This window comes from Streptococcus pseudopneumoniae (assembly GCF_001072375.1).
GTDB lineage: Bacteria > Bacillota > Bacilli > Lactobacillales > Streptococcaceae > Streptococcus > Streptococcus pseudopneumoniae_L.
The window spans coordinates 1-21,136 of record NZ_JVKV01000025.1 but is presented as its reverse complement, the minus strand read 5'-3'; the positions used below and the strand labels follow the sequence as shown (position 1 = coordinate 21,136).

General features: G+C 40.3%; 25 protein-coding genes and 1 tRNA gene. 21 read left to right on the top strand and 5 right to left on the bottom strand.

The window, feature by feature from the left end:
• Positions 1-32: 32 nt before the first annotated feature.
• Both pfkA and pyk read left to right on the top strand, forming a co-directional pair.
• Positions 33-1,040: a 6-phosphofructokinase gene (gene pfkA / locus ADH31_RS01910; RefSeq protein ID WP_000820873.1), complete on the top strand. Its 1,008-nt coding sequence runs from the start codon at positions 33-35 to the stop codon at positions 1,038-1,040.
• Positions 1,041-1,106: 66 nt separating this feature from the next.
• Positions 1,107-2,612, top strand: a complete 1,506-nt coding sequence (gene pyk, locus ADH31_RS01905) for a pyruvate kinase (RefSeq protein ID WP_001042821.1) — start codon at positions 1,107-1,109, stop codon at positions 2,610-2,612.
• A 510-nt stretch (positions 2,613-3,122) separates the two neighbouring features.
• Here the strand turns inward: pyk and ADH31_RS01900 are convergent.
• Positions 3,123-3,195, bottom strand: a tRNA-Thr gene (locus ADH31_RS01900).
• 122 nt (positions 3,196-3,317) lie between these two features.
• Positions 3,318-4,061, bottom strand: a complete 744-nt coding sequence (locus tag ADH31_RS01895; RefSeq protein ID WP_049508644.1) for a lysophospholipid acyltransferase family protein — start codon at positions 4,059-4,061, stop codon at positions 3,318-3,320.
• Between the two features lie 132 nt (positions 4,062-4,193).
• Between ADH31_RS01895 and ADH31_RS01890 the strand changes: the two genes are divergently transcribed.
• From ADH31_RS01890 to ADH31_RS01865, 6 genes are all read left to right on the top strand, one after another.
• Positions 4,194-6,530: a cation-translocating P-type ATPase gene (locus ADH31_RS01890; RefSeq protein ID WP_049508656.1), complete on the top strand. Its 2,337-nt coding sequence runs from the start codon at positions 4,194-4,196 to the stop codon at positions 6,528-6,530.
• A gap of 101 nt (positions 6,531-6,631) precedes the next feature.
• Positions 6,632-7,309 carry a tRNA (adenine(22)-N(1))-methyltransferase gene (locus ADH31_RS01885; protein ID WP_007555963.1) on the top strand — a complete coding sequence of 226 codons (678 nt, stop codon included), beginning with the start codon at positions 6,632-6,634 and terminating at the stop codon, positions 7,307-7,309.
• Positions 7,296-8,093, top strand: a complete 798-nt coding sequence (locus ADH31_RS01880) for a Nif3-like dinuclear metal center hexameric protein (protein ID WP_000647628.1) — start codon at positions 7,296-7,298, stop codon at positions 8,091-8,093. The genes ADH31_RS01885 and ADH31_RS01880 overlap by 14 nt, the downstream gene beginning before the upstream one ends.
• Positions 8,094-8,109: 16 nt before the next feature.
• Positions 8,110-9,207, top strand: coding sequence for an NAD(P)/FAD-dependent oxidoreductase (locus ADH31_RS01875; RefSeq protein WP_049508641.1), 1,098 nt, complete (start codon positions 8,110-8,112; stop codon positions 9,205-9,207).
• 103 nt (positions 9,208-9,310) lie between these two features.
• A complete protein-coding gene (gene galE / locus ADH31_RS01870; RefSeq protein ID WP_049508639.1) occupies positions 9,311-10,330 on the top strand; it encodes a UDP-glucose 4-epimerase GalE in 1,020 nt (339 codons plus the stop codon).
• Positions 10,314-11,264: a glycosyltransferase family 2 protein gene (locus tag ADH31_RS01865; RefSeq protein ID WP_080980053.1), complete on the top strand. Its 951-nt coding sequence runs from the start codon at positions 10,314-10,316 to the stop codon at positions 11,262-11,264. Before galE ends, ADH31_RS01865 begins: the two co-directional genes overlap by 17 nt.
• 102 nt (positions 11,265-11,366) lie before the next feature.
• Here the strand turns inward: ADH31_RS01865 and ADH31_RS09660 are convergent, their stop codons facing one another.
• Positions 11,367-11,564, bottom strand: a complete 198-nt coding sequence (locus ADH31_RS09660; protein ID WP_080980052.1) for a ferredoxin — start codon at positions 11,562-11,564, stop codon at positions 11,367-11,369.
• 45 nt (positions 11,565-11,609) lie between these two features.
• Here ADH31_RS09660 and ADH31_RS01860 point away from each other — a divergent pair, with 45 nt between their 5' ends.
• The 6 genes from ADH31_RS01860 to pdxT all read left to right on the top strand — a co-directional run bounded on the left by ADH31_RS01860 (position 11,610) and on the right by pdxT (position 15,477).
• A complete protein-coding gene (locus ADH31_RS01860; RefSeq protein WP_049508636.1) occupies positions 11,610-12,098 on the top strand; it encodes an SAG1386/EF1546 family surface-associated protein in 489 nt (162 codons plus the stop codon).
• A gap of 8 nt (positions 12,099-12,106) precedes the next feature.
• Complete coding sequence (gene cmk / locus ADH31_RS01855) at positions 12,107-12,778, top strand: (d)CMP kinase (protein ID WP_045762908.1); 672 nt, start codon at positions 12,107-12,109, stop codon at positions 12,776-12,778.
• 139 nt (positions 12,779-12,917) lie between these two features.
• The gene (locus ADH31_RS01850) at positions 12,918-13,256 is read left to right on the top strand and encodes a zinc ribbon domain-containing protein YjdM (protein ID WP_049508634.1); all 339 of its coding nucleotides are present in this window, start codon (positions 12,918-12,920) and stop codon (positions 13,254-13,256) included.
• A gap of 2 nt (positions 13,257-13,258) precedes the next feature.
• Complete coding sequence (locus tag ADH31_RS01845; protein ID WP_049508632.1) at positions 13,259-13,891, top strand: Pr6Pr family membrane protein; 633 nt, start codon at positions 13,259-13,261, stop codon at positions 13,889-13,891.
• Between the two features lie 137 nt (positions 13,892-14,028).
• The gene (gene pdxS / locus ADH31_RS01840) at positions 14,029-14,904 is read left to right on the top strand and encodes a pyridoxal 5'-phosphate synthase lyase subunit PdxS (protein WP_049508630.1); all 876 of its coding nucleotides are present in this window, start codon (positions 14,029-14,031) and stop codon (positions 14,902-14,904) included.
• Complete coding sequence (pdxT, locus tag ADH31_RS01835; RefSeq protein ID WP_049508628.1) at positions 14,905-15,477, top strand: pyridoxal 5'-phosphate synthase glutaminase subunit PdxT; 573 nt, start codon at positions 14,905-14,907, stop codon at positions 15,475-15,477.
• 34 nt (positions 15,478-15,511) lie between these two features.
• Here the strand turns inward: pdxT and trhA are convergent, their stop codons facing one another.
• The gene (gene trhA, locus ADH31_RS01830) at positions 15,512-16,159 is read right to left on the bottom strand and encodes a PAQR family membrane homeostasis protein TrhA (protein ID WP_049508626.1); all 648 of its coding nucleotides are present in this window, start codon (positions 16,157-16,159) and stop codon (positions 15,512-15,514) included.
• Entirely contained in the window at positions 16,149-16,604 is a 456-nt protein-coding gene (locus ADH31_RS01825; protein ID WP_049502698.1) for a DUF1836 domain-containing protein, read from the bottom strand. The genes trhA and ADH31_RS01825 overlap by 11 nt, the downstream gene beginning before the upstream one ends.
• A gap of 134 nt (positions 16,605-16,738) precedes the next feature.
• On the opposite strand from ADH31_RS01825, the gene ADH31_RS01820 reads away from it, so the two are divergent.
• The 7 genes from ADH31_RS01820 (at position 16,739) to trxB (ending at position 21,094) form a co-directional block, all read left to right on the top strand.
• Complete coding sequence (locus ADH31_RS01820; protein ID WP_049508624.1) at positions 16,739-17,239, top strand: GNAT family N-acetyltransferase; 501 nt, start codon at positions 16,739-16,741, stop codon at positions 17,237-17,239.
• Entirely contained in the window at positions 17,232-17,744 is a 513-nt protein-coding gene (locus tag ADH31_RS01815) for a methylated-DNA--[protein]-cysteine S-methyltransferase (protein WP_049508622.1), read from the top strand. The genes ADH31_RS01820 and ADH31_RS01815 overlap by 8 nt, the downstream gene beginning before the upstream one ends.
• A 12-nt stretch (positions 17,745-17,756) precedes the next feature.
• On the top strand, positions 17,757-18,113 hold the full coding sequence (locus tag ADH31_RS01810) for a Spx/MgsR family RNA polymerase-binding regulatory protein (RefSeq protein ID WP_049508617.1): 357 nt from the start codon (positions 17,757-17,759) through the stop codon (positions 18,111-18,113).
• 156 nt (positions 18,114-18,269) lie between these two features.
• Complete coding sequence (locus ADH31_RS01805; RefSeq protein WP_049508615.1) at positions 18,270-19,070, top strand: amino acid ABC transporter permease; 801 nt, start codon at positions 18,270-18,272, stop codon at positions 19,068-19,070.
• On the top strand, positions 19,070-19,813 hold the full coding sequence (locus tag ADH31_RS01800) for an amino acid ABC transporter ATP-binding protein (RefSeq protein ID WP_045762917.1): 744 nt from the start codon (positions 19,070-19,072) through the stop codon (positions 19,811-19,813). The genes ADH31_RS01805 and ADH31_RS01800 overlap by 1 nt, the downstream gene beginning before the upstream one ends.
• A gap of 79 nt (positions 19,814-19,892) precedes the next feature.
• Positions 19,893-20,117: a DUF4059 family protein gene (locus ADH31_RS01795; protein ID WP_000960970.1), complete on the top strand. Its 225-nt coding sequence runs from the start codon at positions 19,893-19,895 to the stop codon at positions 20,115-20,117.
• A gap of 65 nt (positions 20,118-20,182) precedes the next feature.
• Positions 20,183-21,094: a thioredoxin-disulfide reductase gene (gene trxB / locus ADH31_RS01790; protein ID WP_049508612.1), complete on the top strand. Its 912-nt coding sequence runs from the start codon at positions 20,183-20,185 to the stop codon at positions 21,092-21,094.
• Positions 21,095-21,136 lie beyond the last annotated feature (42 nt).

Below are 21,136 nucleotides of genomic sequence, written 5' to 3'. Positions count from 1 at the left end.
TAGAATGTTAAAAGAAAAAGGAGCAAAACCAAATGAAACGTATTGCTGTTTTGACTAGTGGTGGAGACGCCCCTGGTATGAATGCTGCTATCCGTGCAGTAGTTCGTCAAGCAATCTCAGAAGGAATGGAAGTTTTTGGCATCTATGATGGATACGCAGGTATGGTTGCAGGCGAAATTTATCCACTTGATGCTGCTTCAGTGGGAGACATCATTTCACGTGGTGGTACTTTCCTTCACTCTGCTCGTTATCCTGAGTTTGCAAAACTCGAAGGTCAACTTAAAGGGATTGAGCAGTTGAAAAAACACGGTATCGAAGGTGTCGTAGTTATCGGTGGTGACGGTTCTTATCACGGAGCTATGCGCTTGACTGAGCATGGATTCCCTGCTATTGGACTTCCAGGAACAATCGATAACGATATCGTAGGTACTGATTTCACAATCGGATTTGATACTGCAGTTACAACTGCAATGGATGCCATCGATAAGATTCGTGATACCTCATCAAGTCACCGTCGTACTTTCGTAGTTGAAGTTATGGGACGTAATGCTGGAGATATCGCTCTTTGGGCTGGTATTGCCACTGGTGCTGATGAAATTATCATCCCTGAAGAAGGCTTCAAGATGGAAGACATCGTAGCAAGTATCAAAGCTGGATATGAACACGGTAAGAAACACAACATTATCGTTTTGGCAGAAGGTGTTATGTCAGCGGCTGAATTTGGTCAAAAACTAAAAGAAGCTGGAGATACAAGCGACCTTCGTGTAACTGAACTTGGTCATATCCAACGTGGTGGATCTCCAACTGCTCGTGACCGTGTATTGGCGTCACGTATGGGAGCACACGCTGTTAAACTTCTTAAACAAGGAATCGGTGGTGTCGCTGTTGGTATCCGTAACGAGAAAATGGTTGAAAATCCAATTCTTGGAACTGCAGAAGAAGGAGCTTTGTTTAGCCTAACAGCTGATGGTAAGATTGTTGTTAACAATCCTCATAAAGCTGACCTTGAACTTTCTGCTTTGAACAAGAGCTTGTCATAATCAACTTTAACTAAACTGGTAAAATGACCATAAAAGGTCAAATTATATAAAGGAGTCACAAAAATCATGAACAAACGTGTAAAAATCGTTGCAACTTTGGGTCCTGCGGTAGAAATCCGTGGTGGTAAAAAATTCGGTGAAGACGGATATTGGGGTGAAAAACTTGACGTTGAAGCTTCAGCTAAAAACATTGCTCAATTGATTGAAGCAGGAGCTAACACTTTCCGTTTCAACTTCTCACACGGTGACCACCAAGAACAAGGTGACCGTATGGCAACTGTTAAACTTGCAGAAAAACTTGCAGGTAAAAAAGTTGGTTTCCTTCTTGACACTAAAGGACCAGAAATCCGTACTGAATTGTTTGAAGGTGAAGCTAAAGAGTACTCATACAAAACTGGTGAAAAAATCCGTGTTGCAACTAAACAAGGTATCAAATCAACTCGTGAAGTGATTGCTTTGAACGTTGCTGGAGCTCTTGACATCTATGATGACGTTGAAGTTGGTCGCCAAGTATTGGTTGACGATGGTAAACTTGGTCTTCGTGTTGTAGAAAAAGACGATGCAACTCGTGAATTTGTCGTTGAAGTTGAAAACGACGGTGTTATCGCTAAACAAAAAGGTGTAAACATCCCTAACACTAAAATTCCTTTCCCAGCTCTTGCTGAACGTGATAACGCTGATATCCGCTTCGGTCTTGAACAAGGTATCAACTTCATCGCGATCTCATTCGTACGTACTGCAAAAGACGTTAACGAAGTTCGTGCAATCTGTGAAGAAACTGGTAACGGTCACGTTCAATTGTTCGCTAAAATCGAAAACCAACAAGGTATCGATAACTTGGACGAAATCATTGAAGCTGCTGACGGTATCATGATCGCTCGTGGTGACATGGGTATCGAAGTACCATTTGAAATGGTTCCAGTTTACCAAAAAATGATCATCACTAAAGTGAATGCTGCTGGTAAAGTTGTTATCACTGCAACAAACATGCTTGAAACAATGACTGAAAAACCACGTGCAACTCGTTCAGAAGTATCAGACGTATTCAACGCTGTTATCGACGGAACTGATGCTACAATGCTTTCAGGTGAGTCAGCAAATGGTAAATACCCACTTGAGTCTGTTCGTACAATGGCAACTATCGATAAGAACGCTCAAACGCTTCTTAACGAATACGGACGTTTGAATTCAGATTCATTTGAACGTAACTCTAAGACAGAAGTTATGGCTTCAGCAGTTAAAGACGCTACAAACTCAATGGACATCAAATTGGTTGTAACTCTTACTAAGACTGGTCACACAGCACGTTTGATCTCTAAATATCGTCCAAATGCTGATATCTTGGCATTGACATTTGACGAATTGACAGAACGTGGATTGATGTTGAACTGGGGTGTTATCCCAATGTTGACAGAAGCTCCATCATCAACTGATGACATGTTTGAAATTGCTGAACGTAAAGCAGTTGAAGCAGGTCTTGTACAATCTGGTGACGATATCGTTATCGTTGCAGGTGTGCCACTTGGTGAAGCAGTTCGTACTAACACAATGCGTATCCGCACTGTACGTTAATCTAATATTAAAAAGCCTATCATATCAAGCTTTCTAGCTTGTGTGATAGGCCTTTTTTTGTGACGAGGGGCAAAATATATCATTTTCCTTTCAATACTAAGGTATATAAAACAGCTTCCCTTATACCTTTTGCTGTAATTAGAGATTTCATTGCTCATCTTTGTATCTTTATGACTAAACCTAGCTAGGATTTTTTGGATAATAAGTCTATAAGTGTTTGATTGTTGCTTGAGCTTATTGCTATTTGGACAGAAAGGATTGCTAAAAGATAGTATTTAATAGTGTTTAGGAAAATAAAAAAAAAGCTCTCTGGAAAAACCAGAAAGCCTGAGAGGCATCTCCATGTGAGAAACCGGTTCACACAATTTCTCAAGGTCCGCTCCTGCGTTATGACCTCCTTTGCTCAATAGTAGCTCTCGCTACATATCGACTCATCGCAAGTTTTATTTTACTATAAGGACAATAAAATGTCAATAAAAAAAGTTCCTATACCAAGGAACTGATGAACAATGCTAATTGCCGGGATCGAACCGGCGACCTCATCCTTACCATGGATGCGCTCTGCCTACTGAGCTAAATCAGCTTACTTAAAAAGTATACTATAGAATCAAATCTTTGTCAATAAAATGTTTTATTTAAAAGTAATCAGCTGTCAGTCAAACTAAAATGGCTTAAGAGAATATCCCTCAGCCATTTTATTCTAACCTAATTGATTTTGTTTTTTTCTGGATTCCAGATAAAACTTGCAATAAAGCTAAAGATGATGGTAACAATCGCAACTAAGACAGCAAGAATCAGTGCTGGTATGCGAATAAACCACCACAAAGGATTTGGTTTTTTGTTATTGTGCCATTGTTTCGTTTCCTCATCTAGACGTTGGAATTCTAATTGGATACGTTCAGCAACCATCTCAATTCCTTCATCATTCATTTTCTTAATGTCTGAGATATCGATAGGATTTCCGAAGTTCATATCGACACGTTCGCGACTGATGAGTCCTTTTAAGGTCATTGGGCCAGTGTAAGTAACTGGCATGATGCGAACCTTGGCCATTTTAGCAATCAGAGCTACGCCACCTTTGACATCGTTAGAATGACGACTACCACTTGGAAACATGATGAGAGATCGGTCGCTCTTTTTAAGAACATTGATAGGATACTTAATGGCAGAAGCGCTAGGATTTTCCCGGTCAATAGGAAAGGCACCACACATTCGAATCCACCAACCAAAGATTCGATTAGAGAAAAGTTCCTTTTTAGCCATAAAGACAAATTGCTTTGGTTTGGTCGCAAATGCCATGTAGACAGGATCCCACCAAGTACGATGGGGAGCAACTAGGATATAGTTTTCATCTTGACTCGGAATTTTATCAGTATTATGATAGTGAGCATTACCGTTGATAGACCAAAGAATCAACATAACCAGCCCACGAAGATAAGTATAAAACATGGTGTCTCCTTCAATTTTCTTTCTTTTATTATACCTTATCATACTAGGACAAGCAAATGTTTTTTTGTTTAGGCGGAATTGCTCTTCATATGAAATTAGAATTATTTTTAAAAAAATGATATGATAGAATTTATGGATAAAAATAAAATTATAGGCTTAAGCCAATCAGAAGTTAATGAACGTCAGAAACAGGGACAGGTCAATGATTTCAAAGCATCAGCTAGTACCAGTACTTGGCAGATTGTAAAACGAAATGTTTTTACTCTCTTTAATGCTTTAAACTTTGCTATTGCTTTAGCGCTCGCTTTTGTTCAAGCCTGGAGCAACTTGGTTTTCTTTGCAGTTATCTGTTTTAATGCTTTTTCAGGAATTGTAACCGAGCTACGTGCCAAACATATGGTTGATAAACTCAATCTCTTGAATAAAGAAAAGATTACGACTATCCGTGATGGACAAGAGATTGCTTTGGATCCAGAAGAGCTTGTTTTGGATGATGTGATTCGCTTGTCTGCAGGGGATCAAATTCCAAGTGATGCGATTGTATTAGAAGGCTTTGCAGAAGTCAATGAAGCCATGTTAACGGGCGAGAGCGACTTGGTGCAAAAAGAAGTAGAAGACTTAATGTTGTCAGGTAGTTTTCTTGCCAGTGGTTCTGTCTTTGCTCAAGTTCATCATGTAGGGGCAGATAACTATGCAGCCAAACTCATGCTTGAAGCTAAGACAGTTAAACCGATCAACTCACGCATCATGAAATCGCTAGACCAGCTTGCAGGCTTTACTGGGAAAATCATCATTCCATTTGGAATTGCCCTCTTGCTTGAAGCTTTGGTCTTGAAAGGTTTACCACTGAAGTCTTCTGTAGTGAATTCCTCTACAGCTCTTTTGGGAATGTTGCCTAAGGGGATTGCCCTCTTGACCATTACCTCTCTTTTAACCGCTGTTATCAAGCTTGGTTTGAAAAAGGTCTTGGTGCAGGAGATGTACTCTGTTGAAACCCTAGCGCGCGTGGATATGCTCTGCTTGGATAAGACAGGTACCATCACCCAAGGGAAGATGCAGGTTGAGACTGTTCTTCCTCTGACCCAGGCTTATGACAAGGATGCTATTGCCGACATACTAACCAGCTATATGGCAAACAGCGAGGATAAAAATCCTACAGCTCAAGCTATCCGTCAACGTTTTCAAGGTCAAGTAGCTTATCCGATGATTTCTAGTCTTCCATTTTCAAGCGATCGTAAATGGGGAGCAATGGAGTTGGAAGGTCTCGGAACTGTTTTCCTAGGTGCACCTGAGATGTTGTTGAATGCTGAAGTTCCTGAGGCTAGAGAAGCTCTTGAACGAGGATCTCGTGTCTTAGTTCTGGCCCTCAGTCAAGAAAAACTTGATCACCACAAGCCACAAAAGCCATCTGATATTCAAGCCTTGGCTTTGCTTGAAATTCTAGATCCAATCCGAGAAGGGGCGGCTGAAACTCTAGACTATCTTCGTTCTCAGGAAGTGGGCTTGAAAATTATTTCTGGTGATAATCCAGTTACCGTTTCAAGTATTGCTCAAAAAGCTGGTTTTGCAGACTACCACAGCTACGTAGATTGCTCGAAAATTACTGATGAAGAGTTGGTTGCTATGGCTGAGGAGACAGCGATTTTCGGACGTGTCTCTCCTCATCAAAAGAAACTGATCATCCAAACGTTGAAAAAAGCAGGTCATACGACTGCAATGACAGGAGATGGTGTCAATGATATCCTTGCTCTCCGCGAGGCAGACTGTTCCATCGTGATGGCTGAAGGAGATCCAGCGACTCGTCAGATTGCAAATCTGGTCCTCTTGAACTCAGACTTTAATGATGTTCCTGAGATTCTCTTTGAAGGTCGTCGTGTGGTCAATAACATTGCCCACATTGCTCCGATTTTCTTGATTAAGACCATCTATTCCTTCCTGCTTGCAGTCATCTGTATTGTAAGTGCTTTGTTGGGACGTACTGAATGGATTTTAATTTTCCCATTCATTCCGATTCAGATTACCATGATTGACCAGTTTGTGGAAGGATTCCCACCGTTCGTATTGACCTTTGAGCGAAATATTAAACCAGTCGAACAAAACTTCCTCAGAAAATCCATGCTCCGTGCACTACCAAGTGCCTTGATGGTAGTCTTTAGTGTTCTCTTTGTTAAAATTTTTGGAACCAGTCAAGGCTGGTCAGCCATTGAAATTTCGACTCTTCTGTATTATCTACTAGCGTCGATTGGTTTCATGTCTGTAGTTAGAGCTTGCTTGCCATTTAGTCTATGGCGTGTCCTCTTGATTATTTGGTCAGTTGGTGGCTTCCTTGGAACGGCTCTATTCCCAAGAATCCAAAAACTACTTGAAATTTCAACACTGACAGGACAAACATTACCTGTCTATGGCATCATGATGCTCATCTTTACTGTGATTTTCATCCTGACAAGTCGTTATCAAGCTAGAAGATAAAGAAAGGCTGCAATCCATGATTGCGGTCTTTTTTAGGTACAGGATTGCTAGACAAAATATGGTATAATAAAGAGAAATAGACTTTTGGAAAGTGAGAGAAAATGATTTCGAAGAGATTAGAAATGGTAGCTTCTTTTGTACCTCAAGGAGCCGTTTTACTGGACGTCGGGAGTGATCATGCTTATCTACCCATTGAATTGGTTGAAAAAGGTCACATCGATCGTGCCATTGCAGGAGAGGTTGTAGAAGGTCCCTATCAATCTGCAGTTACAAATGTTAAAAGTCATGGTTTAACTGAGAAAATTCAGGTTCGTTTAGCCAATGGTTTAGCAGCATTTGAAGAAAGTGATCTGGTATCTGTCATCACTATTGCTGGAATGGGTGGTCGTTTGATTGCTACGATTTTGGAAGACGGATTAGACAAACTTGCTACTGTTGAGCGTTTGATTCTTCAACCCAATAATCGAGAAGACGAGTTGCGTTCTTGGTTACAAGAACATGGTTTTCAAATCATAGCAGAAAGTATTCTAGAAGAAGCTGGGAAATTCTACGAGATCATAGTTGCAGAAGCTGGTAAAATGAATCTATCAGCAACTGATGTCCGCTTTGGTCCATTCTTGTCCAAAGAAGTCAGTCCAGTCTTCGTCCAAAAATGGCAAAAAGAAGTTGCTAAGCTTGAGTTTGCCCTTAGTCAAATTCCAGAAAAAAATCAAGAAGAACGTCAAGTTCTAGCAGAAAAAATTCAAGCCATCAAGGAGGTGCACCATGAAAGCAAGTGAAGTGATTAAGCGTTATGAAGCCTATTGCCCACAAGAATTTTCTATGGAAGGGGATAGTCGTGGTCTGCAAATTGGCACCCTAGACAAGGAAATTCAAAAGGTCATGGTTGCTCTTGATATCCGTGAAGAGACAGTCGCTGAAGCTATTGACAAGGGTGTTGATCTGATTATCGTTAAGCACGCCCCTATCTTTCGTCCAATCAAGGACTTGGTAGCTAGTCGTCCTCAAAATCAGATTTATATCAATCTCATCAAGCACGATATCGCTGTCTACGTCAGTCATACTAATATTGATATTGTTGAAAATAGTCTCAATGACTGGTTCTGCCAACTGTTAGATATTAAAGATACAACCTATATACAAGAAACAGGTCCTGAACGTGGGATTGGCCGTATTGGAACGATTAGACCTCAAAAATTTAAGGAATTTGCTGACCATGTTAAGGAAGTCTTTGGTCTAGATAGCCTTCGTATGGTGTATTATCAAGAGAAGGATTTGCAAAAGACAATCTCAAGAGTGGCTATCTGTGGTGGCAGTGGGCAATCTTTCTATTCTGATGCTTTAGCAAAAGGAGCAGATCTTTATATCACTGGTGATATTTATTATCATACTGCCCAAGATATGCTGTCAGATGGTTTATTAGCTTTGGATCCAGGACACTATATCGAAGTGCTTTTTGTGGAAAGAATTGCAGCGCTCTTGAACGAATGGAAGGAAGAGAATGCTTGGTCGCTAGAAGTAGTCGCAAGTCAGGCTTCTACCAATCCATTCCATCATATCTAGTTAGAAGGTAAAGACAATGAAAAAAGTTGCCATTGTAGGAGCAGGGATTGTAGGGGCAACGGCCGCCTACTACCTCTCTAAAGAAGCAGATGTCGAAGTAACTGTCTTTGATCATGGGCACGGACAAGCTACCAAGGCAGCGGCAGGAATCATTAGTCCTTGGTTCTCTAAACGACGTAATAAAGCTTGGTACAAGATGGCTCGCCTAGGAGCAGATTTTTATGTGGATTTATTGGCTGATTTAGAAAAATCTGGTCAAAAGGTTGATTTCTACCAGCGCTCAGGAGTCTTCCTTCTCAAAAAGGATGATTCCAAGCTAGAGGAACTCTATCAACTTGCCTTGCAACGTAGAGATGAATCTCCCTTAATTGGCGAATTAGCCATTTTGGACCAAGCTGCTGCAAGCCGCCTATTCCCTGGTCTAAAGGGATTTGAAAGATTACTCTATGCTTCTGGAGGAGCTCGAGTAGACGGGCAACTCCTAGTAAGTCGGTTATTGGAAGCCAGTCAAGTGAAGGTCGTAAAGAAAGAGGTCAGTCTAACTCCTCTAGAACCGGGTTATCAGATAGACGATCAAATATTTGACCAAGTTATCTTGTCCATAGGAGCTTGGCTTGGACACACTTTGGAGCCTTTAGGATATGAGGTTGATGTTCGTCCTCAAAAGGGGCAACTCCGAGATTATCAAGTGGAACAAGACATGGGAGATTACCCTGTAGTTATGCCTGAAGGAGAGTGGGATTTGATACCATTTCCAGGCGGTAAGTTATCTCTAGGAGCTACCCATGAAAATGACATGGGCTTTGACTTGACAGTGGATGAAACCTTGCTCGATCAAATGGCTGAGGCAGCGAGTCCATTTTACCCAGCCCTGGCTGAGGCGATTTCATCTGGAGAACGTGTGGGTATTCGTGCTTATACAAGTGACTTTTCTCCATTCTTTGGTCAAGTACCAGCCTTATCAGGAGTCTATACAGCAAGTGGTCTAGGATCTTCAGGCTTAACGACTGGTCCCATAATCGGTTATCATCTAGTCCAAATGCTTCAGGGGAGAAGTGGAGTATTAGATCCGGCAGATTATCCGACTGAAAGATACATTAAAAAGAAACAATAGTAAATCTTTTACCTAGTTTTTACGATAGTGTTAGGAAAGTAAATGACTTTCCCTATCAAAAATGGTAAAATGAAAAAAATAATCCAAGAATTGAGGAAATAAGATGCAAGAAAAAATTCTGGTTACAGGTGGAGCGGGTTTCATCGGAACTCACACTGTTATTGAACTAATTCAAGCTGGACACCAAGTAGTTGTTGTGGATAATTTGGTCAATAGTAGTCGTAAAAGTCTTGAAGTAGTCGAAAGAATCACTGGGGTAGAAATTCCTTTCTACGAAGCAGACATTCGTGATACGGAAACACTTCGTGATATTTTCAAACAAGAAGAACCAACAGGTGTGATTCATTTTGCTGGTTTGAAAGCTGTAGGTGAGTCTACACGTATCCCACTTGCCTACTATGATAACAATATCGCTGGAACTGTCAGTCTCTTGAAAGTTATGGAAGAGACAAACTGTAAGAATATCATCTTCAGTTCATCAGCAACTGTTTATGGAGATCCTCATACAGTCCCAATCCTAGAAGATTTCCCACTTTCAGCTACAAATCCATATGGTCGTACCAAGCTAATGCTGGAAGAAATCTTGACAGATATCTATAAAGCAGATTCAGAGTGGAACGTTGTTTTACTTCGTTACTTCAACCCAATCGGTGCGCATAAGAGCGGTGATTTGGGTGAAAATCCAAACGGTATTCCAAATAACCTTCTTCCATATGTTACACAAGTCGCAGTTGGTAAGTTGGAACAAGTTCAAGTCTTTGGAGACGACTACGATACTGAAGATGGAACAGGTGTTCGTGACTATATCCACGTCGTTGACCTAGCAAAAGGACACGTTGCCGCCCTTAAGAAGCTTCAAAAAGGCTCTGGACTCAATGTGTATAACCTTGGTACTGGAAAAGGCTACTCAGTTCTTGAAATTATCCAAAATATGGAAAAAGCAGTCGGACGTCCTATTCCATACAGTATTGTTGAACGTCGTCCAGGTGATATTGCAGCTTGCTACTCAGATCCAGCAAAAGCTAAGGAAGAGCTAGGATGGGAAGCAGAACTTGGTATTACAGAGATGTGTCAAGACGCATGGCGTTGGCAAAGTCAACATCCAAATGGATTTGAAGACTAAGATGATGATTTCAATCATAGTCCCATGTTTAAACGAAGAGGAAGTACTTCCTCTTTTTTATCAAACTCTTGAAGCACTGATCCCAGATTTGGGAACAGAAATCGAATATATTTTTGTAGATGATGGTTCGACTGATAAGACTTTGGACGTTCTAAAGGTTTATCGAGAGAAAAATCCTGCAGTACATTATATCTCTTTCTCGCGAAATTTTGGGAAGGAAGCGGCCATATATGCAGGTTTACAACAAGCAAGTGGAGATTTGGTGGTGGTTATGGATGCAGACCTTCAGGATCCACCAAGCCTCTTACTTGAGATGAAAGAACTACTAGATCAGAATCCAGACTTGGATTGTGTTGGAACTAGGAGAACTAGTCGAGACGGGGAACCCGTTTTACGTAGTTTCTGCGCCGATCTTTTTTATCGTTTCATGCAAAAAATTAGCCCAGTAGCTCTTCCATCGGGTGTCCGTGATTTTCGAATGATGAGAAGATCAGTTGTGGATGCAGTGTTGGAATTGACAGAATACAATCGCTTTTCCAAAGGGCTCTTTGCCTGGGTTGGTTTTCGCACTCACTATCTAGAATACCCTAATGTTGAAAGGCAGGCAGGTAAGACTAGTTGGAGCTTTAGACAACTCTTTTTCTACTCTATCGAAGGGATTGTGAATTTTTCAGATTTTCCTTTGATATTAGCTTTTGTTGCGGGTCTTTCATCATGTTTTCTGGCTTTGGTGATGACACTGTTTGTAGTTGTCCGTACTCTCTTACTTGGCAATCCAACTTCTGGTTGGACCTCTCTGATGGCTGTCATTCTATTTCTTGGTGGTGTCCAATTATTGACGATTGGGATTCTCGGAAAATATATCAGTAAAATCTATCTGGAAACGAAAAAAAGACCCCTCTATCTGATAAAAGAACAGAGTGAGTCAAGATAAGATTTGCTAAAAATAAGTCCTTCAAAAGACTATAATTTTCTGTAAAAATATGCTAAACTAGAGGAAGTGGTATTTGGAAATCGAATCACCACTGATGACAAATTAATCTTTGATGAGCGCGCGAGTGGGACACTGTTTTACAGCTTCCAGTAGCTCTTCACTAGATGGGACGTCTTTCTCTAGTTGATTAGGATCATCATAGAAACGCACAATACCATTATCATGGTAATCAAATAAATCAGAATAGGTTTGGCATAGCCCACAGGCAATGCATCGTTCAGGTATAAGTGTGATTTTCATATTTATATTGTAATAAGAAATTAGAAAAAAAACAAGGAGTAAGGTATGGAAAAGGAACCATGGCAAGAAGATATTTACGATATCGAGGAAAGTCGTTCGGAACGCAGAAGCAGAGGAAATAAGGAATCAGGAGTAGGAGCTAATCGTATTTTAACGATTTTGGCTTGTATTTTCTTTGTTATCGTTGTCGGAATGATTGCTATTCTAATCTACCTGTCATCAGGTGGAAGTAATCGTACGGCAGCCTTGAAAGATTTCCATGATTCTTCTGCGCCTAAGGTAGAAGAAGTATCTTCAACATCTTCAAGTAGTTCAGTAGAAGCATCAAGTTCTGAACCAGAATCAACTTCTTCAAGTAGTTCAGAGGAACATACAAATGCTGAGGGAACCATTACTGTCCTTGCAGGTGAAGGTGAGGCAGCTATTGCAGCTAGAGCAGGCATTTCTATTGCCCAGCTTGAAGCCTTGAACCCTGGTCATATGTCTTCAGGTACTTGGTTTGCAAATCCTGGTGATGTCCTTAAGACAAGATAGGAGTTAGAATGAAAACAATTCAGATTGCCATTGATGGACCAGCATCCAGTGGGAAGAGTACAGTAGCTAAGATTATCGCTAAGGACTTTGGATATACCTACTTGGATACAGGTGCTATGTATCGTGCTGCGACTTACATCGCTTTGAACAACCAAGTAAGTCCAGAAGAGTCTTCTCGACTTCTTGAATTATTGGAACAATATCCGATTAGCTTTGGTCGTGCTGAAACAGGCGAACAGCTTGTTTTTGTTGGGGACGTTGATGTGACAAATCCAATCCGAGAAAATGAAGTAACCAATGCTGTATCTGCTTTTGCAGCCATTCCAGCTATTCGTGAAAAATTGGTAGCCCTTCAACAAGAAATTGCCCAACAAGGCGGAATCGTCATGGATGGTCGAGATATTGGTACAGTGGTCTTGCCTAAGGCTGAATTGAAGATTTTTCTTGTTGCTTCAGTGGATGAACGTGCAGAACGACGTTATAAGGAAAATCTTTCAAAGGGGATCGAAACAGATTTGGAAACTTTGAAAGAAGAGATTGCTGCGCGTGATTATAAAGATAGTCATCGTGAAACTTCTCCTCTTAAGCAGGCAGATGATGCAATCTATCTGGATACGACAGGACTAAGTATTTTAGAAGTTGTCGAAAAAATTAAATCAGAAGCAGTCAAACATTTTTAATTTGAAATTTTAACCGATTGACCACGATAGTGGTGAGTCGGTTTTTTAGCAATTTGTCAAATTTTTAATTTTAAGGTATAATAGTCTTTGTTAACGAAAATTTGACAATCAAACCATCATGAAAATAGAAGGAGATAAAATGAACAATCTACCAAATTGCCCAAAATGTAATTCAGAATATGTCTATGAAGACGGAGCCTTGCTAGTCTGCCCAGAGTGTGCTTATGAATGGAATCCTGCTGAGCAAGTAGAGGTTGAAGAAGGCCTTGTTGCTATCGACGCTAATGGAAATAAATTGGCTGACGGTGATACAGTAACCTTGATCAAAGACCTTAAGGTAAAAGGTGCTCCAAAAAACCTTAAGCAAGGAACTCGTGTGAAAAACATCCGTATTGTTGAGGGTGACCACAACATCGATTGTAAGATTGATGGTTTTGGTGCTATGAAATTGAAATCAGAATTTGTTAAAAAGATTTAATCATGACTACTTGGAATAAATTTATTTTTTTCAGTCGGACTCTCTTGTTTTTCGCAGCATTTACAGGGGTCTATCTGGAAATTACCAAACGTGGTGGTTTAGGGATGTTGCTTTACTATACAGTCCTTTCCAACCTTTTGGTTGTCATCTTTACAGGTTATCTTTTGTTAAAGATGCGTAGTGGCGGCGATAGTTGGCAAAGTCCTGCTATTCTACGTCTCAAAGGTGGTGTCACTATGAGTATCATGATTACTTGTGTCATCTATCATTTCATGCTAGCTCCCTTGACGACAGATTTTTACCGTTTGGAAAATTTCCTTTGTCATTATATCGTACCTCTCTGGTTTTTAGCAGATACAATTATTTTTGATAAGAGTCGTCAATATAAGTGGTTTGATCCCATGCTTTGGACCAGCCTTCCTTTGTTTTATATGATTTTTGCCATCTTAAACGGTTTTGTTCTAAAGATGGATGTCCCTAACGCTAAGGATAGTCCCTTCCCTTATTTCTTTTTGAATGCTACCAAACATGGTTGGGGCTTTGTCTTTAGATGGGCAGCTACTATCTTTGTTGCCTATATGGTTTCAGGATATCTGTTTTATCTTGTTAAAAACATTAAAAAATCTAAGAAATAAGAGTACCTTATATGGGTACTTTTTTGATGATTGAGATAATTGTACCCAGACAAATCGATTTTTTTTATCTTGTACTTGAGTCATTTCTACCTTAAAATAAAATTGTAGCTACCAATACAACTATTGAGGAAGAGAAAATGACTGAAAATCGTTATGAATTAAATAAAAATTTGGCACAGATGCTTAAAGGTGGCGTCATCATGGATGTTCAAAATCCTGAGCAAGCAAGAATTGCAGAGGCTGCAGGTGCGGCAGCTGTTATGGCCTTGGAGCGAATCCCAGCTGATATTCGTGCAGCTGGTGGTGTCTCTCGTATGAGCGATCCAAAGATGATCAAGGAAATCCAAGACGCAGTCAGCATTCCAGTTATGGCCAAGGTTCGAATTGGACATTTTGTTGAAGCACAGATTTTAGAATCCATCGAGATTGACTATATCGATGAGAGTGAGGTGCTATCTCCAGCTGACGATCGTTTCCATGTGGATAAGAAAGAATTCCAAGTTCCTTTTGTTTGCGGTGCTAAAGATCTAGGAGAAGCCTTGCGTCGTATCGCTGAAGGAGCATCGATGATTCGTACAAAAGGGGAACCTGGAACAGGAGACATCGTTCAGGCAGTCCGCCATATGCGTATGATGAATCAAGAAATTCGTCGCATTCAAAATCTCCGTGAAGATGAACTCTATGTCGCGGCAAAAGAACTCCAAGTACCTGTAGAATTAGTTCAATACGTGCACGAACATGGAAAACTACCAGTCGTGAACTTCGCAGCAGGTGGTGTAGCAACACCTGCCGATGCTGCTCTTATGATGCAGCTAGGTGCAGAAGGTGTCTTTGTTGGTTCAGGGATTTTCAAATCAGGTGATCCTGTTAAACGTGCAGCAGCAATTGTCAAGGCAGTTACCAATTATCAAAATCCTCAAATTTTAGCTCAAATCTCTGAAGACTTGGGAGAAGCTATGGTTGGTATCAATGAGAATGAAATCCAAATTCTCATGGCTGAGCGAGGAAAATAGATGAAAATCGGAATATTGGCCTTGCAAGGCGCCTTTGTAGAGCATGAGAAAGTCCTTGCCAAACTAGGAGTTGAAAGTGTTGAACTGCGAAATCTAGAAGACTTTCAGCAACATCGAGGTGAGCTGTCAGGTTTGATTTTACCTGGCGGTGAGTCGACAGCTATGGGAAAACTCCTACGTGACCAACAGATGCTACTTCCTCTAAGAGAGAGTATTCTCAATGGTTTACCAGTCTTTGGGACTTGTGCAGGTTTGATTTTGCTAGCGAAACAGATTACCTCTCAGGAAGAGACTCATCTGGCTACCATGGACATAGTAGTGGAGCGCAATGCCTATGGACGTCAGCTAGGAAGCTTTTATACAGAAGCAGACTGCAAGGGTGTTGGCAAGATTCCCATGACCTTTATCCGTGGCCCGATTATCAGTAGTGTTGGTGACAGTGTTGATGTTCTAGCGATTTTGAACAATCAAATCGTTGCGGCACAAGAAAAGAATATGTTGGTAACCTCCTTTCATCCTGAATTGACAAATGATCTTCGCCTACATCAGTACTTTATCGATATGTGTAAATAAGAAAAGAAGTTGGGATTTCTCCCAACTTCTTTTCTTACATATAATAAACAATGGCGATGTATTGGAGAGCTGAAGCTGCCAGAATGAAGAGATGCCAGATCATGTGGAAGTAAGGTTTCTTCTTAGCATAAAAACCAGCACCAACTGTATAGCAAAGCCCACCTGATACCATAAGAGTCCAAAAGATTGGATTTGTTTGACTGATAATTGCTGGTAGGATAGCCACAACTAGCCAACCCATGATGAGGTAGAGTATCAGACTAAATCTTTCATTGACTTTTTTCGCAAAGATTTTATAAAGAATACCAAAAATAGTTGTTCCCCACTGAATGGCGATAATCAGATAACCAAACCAGTTATTCATCAAGGTCAAAACGACAGGAGTATAAGAACCTGCAATCGCAACATAAATCATGGAATGGTCGATAATGCGCAAGACATACTTATGAGTGGAACCATAAGCCATAGAATGATAAATAGTCGATGAAAGGAACATAAGAAAGAGGCTGATGACGAAGATAGACACACCGACAGACGATAAAAATCCATGAGCTTCATAACTATAAGTCGATGAGATAGGGAGCAAAATCAGCATGATAAGTGCCCCTACAGCATGGGTGACACTGTTTGCTATTTCTTCTCCAAAACTAAGGCGCTTGCTAAGTTTAAAACTAGTATTCATTTGTTTCCTCCTCTTCATTTTCTGTATAGACTAGTGCTAGTGTTTGATGATAAAGTTTGACCGTTTGACAGCTTGCTTGAATGATTGGATTAGCTGGGTCTAGGTCTTCATTCATATAGTCCACAAAAGCATTGTAAAGTTCTTGTGAGTTAGTCTCTGTGTGTAGGGTGTTTAGGGTTTGAGCAATTTCCTGGATTGAAAAAACAGACTTGAGTGTTGTTATAGCAATCAATCGGGCAATTTGTTTGCGTTGGTATTTTTTCTTTTCAGGTTTACTGATATAGCCGTGCTTCACATAGTTGTTCACCATTGATGCAGTTAAACCTTTCTCTTTAGCAAGAGAAATAGGGGAACAAACTTTATTCACATAAAGTAGGACCTGATCCAAATAGAGATCAATGTTTGGAATTTCGTCCCATTCTGGGTAGGAAAAAGTAGTTTTCATTTCCAACTCCTGTTCATCTAGTTTCGATAACTAGATTATAAAATAATAGAAATAAAAAGTCAAGTTTTAACTGCTTGTAGAAAGCCTTAAATTATGCTATGATGAGAGAAACTAGTCAGAAAAGAGGAGATAAGATGGAAATTCGTTTAGCCTTTCCAAACGAAGTAGATGCAATTATGCAGGTGATTGAAGATGCTAGAAAAACTCTAGCCAAAGCTGGTAGCGACCAATGGCAAAATGGTTATCCCAATGCTGATATTATCATTGATGATATCATCTCAGGTCAAGCCTATGTAGCTTTAGAAGAAGGAGAGCTCTTAGCCTATGCAGCAGTAACTAAGAGCCCAGAATCTGCCTATGAAGCTATTTATGAAGGCAAATGGCAAGGAGGAGAGACAGAGTATCTAGTTTTTCATCGTATTGCTGTGGCAGCAGATGTTCAAGGGCAAGGGGTAGCGCAGACCTTCTTGGAAGGCTTGATTGAAGGCTTTGATTACCTAGATTTTCGTTCAGATACACATGCTAAAAACAAGGCCATGCAACATATCTTTGAAAAGCTTGGTTTTAAACAGGTCGGTAAAGTTCCAGTAGATGGAGAACGCTTGGCCTATCAAAAATTAAAATCAAATGCCTAAGAAGTATGCAAAGATGCTGTACGAGTCTCCGATTGGCATTATATCTCTGGTAGCTGATGATCACTATCTGTTTGGGATATGGGTTGAAGCACAGAGTCATTTTGAGAGAGGCTTATCAGCAGCTAATATAGTTGAGGTGGAAAGTCATCCAATCTTAAGTCAAATTGCTTGTAATTTGGAAGCCTATTTTAAAGGAGAGAATCAAGATTTGTCTCAGTTACCTTTAGCTCCTGTCGGTAGTGATTTCGAAAAAAGAGTCTGGAACTACTTGCGGGAAATTCCTTTTGGTCAGACTGTTACTTATGGACAAATAGCTAAGGACTTGCAGATAGCTTCGGCTCAGGCAATCGGAGGTGCTGTGGGGCGCAACCCATGGTCTATCCTAGTACCTTGTCACCGCGTATTAGGTGCAGGTAATCGTCTAATAGGCTATGCTTCAGGAATTGACAAGAAGGCTTGGCTCTTAAAGCATGAAGGTGCAGCATTTCAAGAGAATAAGGAATAGAAAGAAAAGAAAATGTTAGAATTTATCGAATATCCAAAATGTACAACTTGTAAAAAAGCCAAAAAAGAGTTAGATCAACTCGGAATAGAGTATAAAGATGTTCATATTGTAGAAGAAACTCCGAGTGAAGAAGTCATTTTAAATTGGCTTGAAACTTCAGGATTTGAGTTGAAGCAATTTTTCAATACTAGTGGTATTAAATACCGTGAACTTGGTTTAAAAGACAAGGTTGGAACTTTATCCAATAAAGAAGCAGCCAAACTCTTGGCCAGTGATGGTATGTTATTAAAACGTCCAATATTAGTGGAGAATGGTGCTGTGAAGCAGATTGGTTATCGTAAAACCTACGACAACTTGGATTTGAAATAGTTTTTTTCTATCTCCTTGATAGGTAAAATATATAACCTCACACTTTTAAAGTATGATAAACTAGTAGGGAGACAAAGTCTCTTCTGCTCGTAGCAAATATTTTAAATCTAGGCAGAAGTATGATAGAATGATTCATTATCAGGAGAGGATGTTTCTATGAATGTTACAACAATTTTAGCATCAGATTGGTACCAAAACTTGATGCAGTATATTCCAGACGGCAAACTGTTTAGTTTTCGTTCTGTCTTTGATGGGATTCCAAGAATTGTACAACAATTGCCAACAACATTGATGTTGACAGTATTTGGTGCTTTTTTTGGTATAATCTTGGCCTTGGTTTTTGCTATTGTAAAAATTAATCGCGTTAGAATTCTTTATCCATTACAAGCATTCTTTGTTAGTTTCTTAAAAGGGACACCAATCCTAGTGCAGTTGATGTTGACTTACTATGGAATTCCTCTAGCATTAAAAGCGTTGAATCAACAATGGGGAACTGCTTTTAATATCAATGCGATTCCAGCCGCAGCTTTTGCCATTGTAGCTTTTGCTTTTAACGAAGCAGCTTACGCTAGTGAAACTATCCGTGCCGCTATTCTTTCTGTCAATCCTGGAGAGATTGAAGCCGCTCGTAGTCTTGGAATGACACGTGCACAAGTTTACCGTCGTGTGATTATTCCCAATGCAGCGGTAGTAGCGACTCCAACCTTGATTAACTCCCTAATCGGTTTGACTAAGGGGACTTCCCTAGCCTTTAGTGCGGGTGTTGTAGAAGTCTTTGCCCAAGCTCAGATTTTGGGTGGTGCCGACTATCGTTACTTCGAACGTTTCATCTCAGTTGCCCTTGTATACTGGGTGGTAAATATCGCTATTGAAAATCTTGGCCGCTTTATTGAGAAAAAAATGGCAATCGAAGCACCAGATAATGCGAAAACAGATGTGAAAGGAGACCTTCGCTAATGATTAAGATTTCAAATTTAAGCAAATCCTTTTCTGGTCAAACCGTCTTGGATCATCTGAATTTAGATATTCAAAAAGGGGAAGTAGTAGCTTTGATTGGTTCCTCAGGAGCGGGGAAGTCAACCTTTCTTCGTAGCCTAAATTATCTGGAAACACCTGATAGTGGAAGCATTCAGATTGATGATTTTAAAGTTGATTTTTCTCAAATTACTCAAGATGAAATCTTGACTCTTCGTCGCAAGTTGTCCATGGTGTTCCAACAGTTCAACTTATTTGAACGTAGAACAGCCCTAGACAATGTCAAGGAAGGTTTGGTAGTTGTTAAAAAACTTTCCGACGAAGAAGCAACTAAGATTGCCAAAGAAGAGTTGGCTAAGGTTGGTCTTTCTGATCGCCAACAGCACTATCCTCGGCACTTATCAGGTGGACAAAAACAACGGGTAGCTTTGGCGCGTGCTTTAGCCATGAAGCCAGCAATCTTGCTCTTGGATGAACCTACTTCAGCTCTTGATCCAGAATTAGTCGGTGAGGTAGAACGATCTATTGCTAATGCTGCCAAATCAGGTCAAACCATGATTTTAGTCAGTCACGATATGTCCTTTGTTTCTCAGGTAGCTGATAAGGTTTTGTTCTTGGATAAAGGAAAGATTATTGAGTCTGGAACACCAGATGAGATTATCAATCATCCTAAAGAAGAACGAACAAAAGAATTCTTTGCTAGTTACAAACGGACCTATATTTGATATAATAGAAGATAAGAAAGACTCAGTTGGCTAGGCTAACTGGGTTTGCTCTTTAAAATTAATAGAAATGAGAGAGAGCATGCTAGTTCAGCTATTTGCTTTGTATTTAGAGAGTTTAGTGTTGACAATTCTACTGGTCTTGATTATTTTGGGACTCTGGATTGGACTTAGAGCTCTGTCGGGGGTTGATAAAACTGCTAAAGCACGTCAAGCCCATCTCTACGATATGATTATGATTGGAGTTTTGACCATTCCAGTATTGTCTTTTGCAACCATGAGCATCTTGTTGGTTCTCAAGGCTTAATAGTTGTAAAATGGGATTTAATTCGTTAGAATAAAAATAGTTACAACAAGAAAGAAGGAAAGAGAATGTACGATACGATTATTATCGGTGCAGGCCCTGCTGGGATGACTGCAGCCTTGTATGCAGCACGCAGTAATCTGAAAGTGGCTTTGATTGAAGGGGGCCTTCCAGGAGGTCAGATGAATAATACTTCTGACATTGAAAACTATCCAGGTTATGCTAATATCAGTGGTCCTGAATTAGCTGAAAAAATGTTTGAACCTCTTGAAAATCTGGGTGTTGAGCATCTCTATGGCTTCGTTGAAAATGTTGAGGACCATGGCGAATTCAAAAAAGTCGTAACAGACGACCAAGTTTATGAAACGCGTACAGTTATCGTAGCGACTGGTTCCAAACACCGTCTCTTGGGAGTTCCAGGTGAAGAAGAACTCAATAGCCGTGGTGTTTCTTACTGTGCGGTTTGTGATGGAGCCTTTTTCCGCGACCAAGATTTGTTGGTCGTAGGTGGAGGTGACTCCGCAGTTGAAGAGGCTATCTTCTTAACACGGTTTGCAAAATCTGTTACCATTGTTCACCGTCGAGAAGAACTACGTGCCCAAAAGGTCTTGCAAGATCGTGCTTTTGCCAATGAAAAAATCAACTTCATTTGGGATTCGGTTGTCAAAGAAATCAAGGGTGAAAACCGTGTTGAGTCGGTTGCCATTGAAAATGTTAAAACAGGACAAGTGACAGAACAAGCCTTTGGTGGTGTCTTCATCTATGTTGGATTGGACCCTGTTAGTGATTTCGTCCAAGAGTTGCAGATTCGAGACCAAGCGGGTTGGATTGTGACAGATGACCATATGAAAACAAGTGTTGCAGGAGTCTTTGCAGTTGGGGATGTTCGTCAGAAAGACCTTCGACAAGTTACAACAGCTGTTGGAGATGGTGCTATTGCAGGTCAAGAGGCCTATAAATATATTACTGAACATAGTTAAAAAGGCGGTGGGACAGAAATCGATAGACAAAGTCTCGATTTC

Excerpts from the sequence above, each read along its gene's own strand:
- ADH31_RS01795 (WP_000960970.1), top strand. The coding sequence starts at position 19,893 with ATGCTAGTTCAGCTATTTGCTTTGTATTTAGAGAGTTTAGTGTTGACA.
- ADH31_RS01825 (WP_049502698.1), bottom strand. The coding sequence starts at position 16,604 with ATGAAAACTACTTTTTCCTACCCAGAATGGGACGAAATTCCAAACATT.
- trxB (WP_049508612.1), top strand. The coding sequence starts at position 20,183 with ATGTACGATACGATTATTATCGGTGCAGGCCCTGCTGGGATGACTGCA.
- ADH31_RS01890 (WP_049508656.1), top strand. The coding sequence starts at position 4,194 with ATGGATAAAAATAAAATTATAGGCTTAAGCCAATCAGAAGTTAATGAA.
- ADH31_RS01810 (WP_049508617.1), top strand. The coding sequence starts at position 17,757 with ATGTTAGAATTTATCGAATATCCAAAATGTACAACTTGTAAAAAAGCC.
- ADH31_RS01895 (WP_049508644.1), bottom strand. The coding sequence starts at position 4,061 with ATGTTTTATACTTATCTTCGTGGGCTGGTTATGTTGATTCTTTGGTCT.
- ADH31_RS01885 (WP_007555963.1), top strand. The coding sequence starts at position 6,632 with ATGATTTCGAAGAGATTAGAAATGGTAGCTTCTTTTGTACCTCAAGGA.
- pdxS (WP_049508630.1), top strand. The coding sequence starts at position 14,029 with ATGACTGAAAATCGTTATGAATTAAATAAAAATTTGGCACAGATGCTT.
- ADH31_RS01800 (WP_045762917.1), top strand. The coding sequence starts at position 19,070 with ATGATTAAGATTTCAAATTTAAGCAAATCCTTTTCTGGTCAAACCGTC.
- ADH31_RS01820 (WP_049508624.1), top strand. The coding sequence starts at position 16,739 with ATGGAAATTCGTTTAGCCTTTCCAAACGAAGTAGATGCAATTATGCAG.
- ADH31_RS09660 (WP_080980052.1), bottom strand. The coding sequence starts at position 11,564 with ATGAAAATCACACTTATACCTGAACGATGCATTGCCTGTGGGCTATGC.
- ADH31_RS01815 (WP_049508622.1), top strand. The coding sequence starts at position 17,232 with ATGCCTAAGAAGTATGCAAAGATGCTGTACGAGTCTCCGATTGGCATT.
- ADH31_RS01805 (WP_049508615.1), top strand. The coding sequence starts at position 18,270 with ATGAATGTTACAACAATTTTAGCATCAGATTGGTACCAAAACTTGATG.
- pfkA (WP_000820873.1), top strand. The coding sequence starts at position 33 with ATGAAACGTATTGCTGTTTTGACTAGTGGTGGAGACGCCCCTGGTATG.
- cmk (WP_045762908.1), top strand. The coding sequence starts at position 12,107 with ATGAAAACAATTCAGATTGCCATTGATGGACCAGCATCCAGTGGGAAG.
- ADH31_RS01850 (WP_049508634.1), top strand. The coding sequence starts at position 12,918 with ATGAACAATCTACCAAATTGCCCAAAATGTAATTCAGAATATGTCTAT.
- ADH31_RS01865 (WP_080980053.1), top strand. The coding sequence starts at position 10,314 with ATGGATTTGAAGACTAAGATGATGATTTCAATCATAGTCCCATGTTTA.
- ADH31_RS01880 (WP_000647628.1), top strand. The coding sequence starts at position 7,296 with ATGAAAGCAAGTGAAGTGATTAAGCGTTATGAAGCCTATTGCCCACAA.
- ADH31_RS01860 (WP_049508636.1), top strand. The coding sequence starts at position 11,610 with ATGGAAAAGGAACCATGGCAAGAAGATATTTACGATATCGAGGAAAGT.
- trhA (WP_049508626.1), bottom strand. The coding sequence starts at position 16,159 with ATGAATACTAGTTTTAAACTTAGCAAGCGCCTTAGTTTTGGAGAAGAA.
- ADH31_RS01875 (WP_049508641.1), top strand. The coding sequence starts at position 8,110 with ATGAAAAAAGTTGCCATTGTAGGAGCAGGGATTGTAGGGGCAACGGCC.
- ADH31_RS01845 (WP_049508632.1), top strand. The coding sequence starts at position 13,259 with ATGACTACTTGGAATAAATTTATTTTTTTCAGTCGGACTCTCTTGTTT.
- pyk (WP_001042821.1), top strand. The coding sequence starts at position 1,107 with ATGAACAAACGTGTAAAAATCGTTGCAACTTTGGGTCCTGCGGTAGAA.
- pdxT (WP_049508628.1), top strand. The coding sequence starts at position 14,905 with ATGAAAATCGGAATATTGGCCTTGCAAGGCGCCTTTGTAGAGCATGAG.
- galE (WP_049508639.1), top strand. The coding sequence starts at position 9,311 with ATGCAAGAAAAAATTCTGGTTACAGGTGGAGCGGGTTTCATCGGAACT.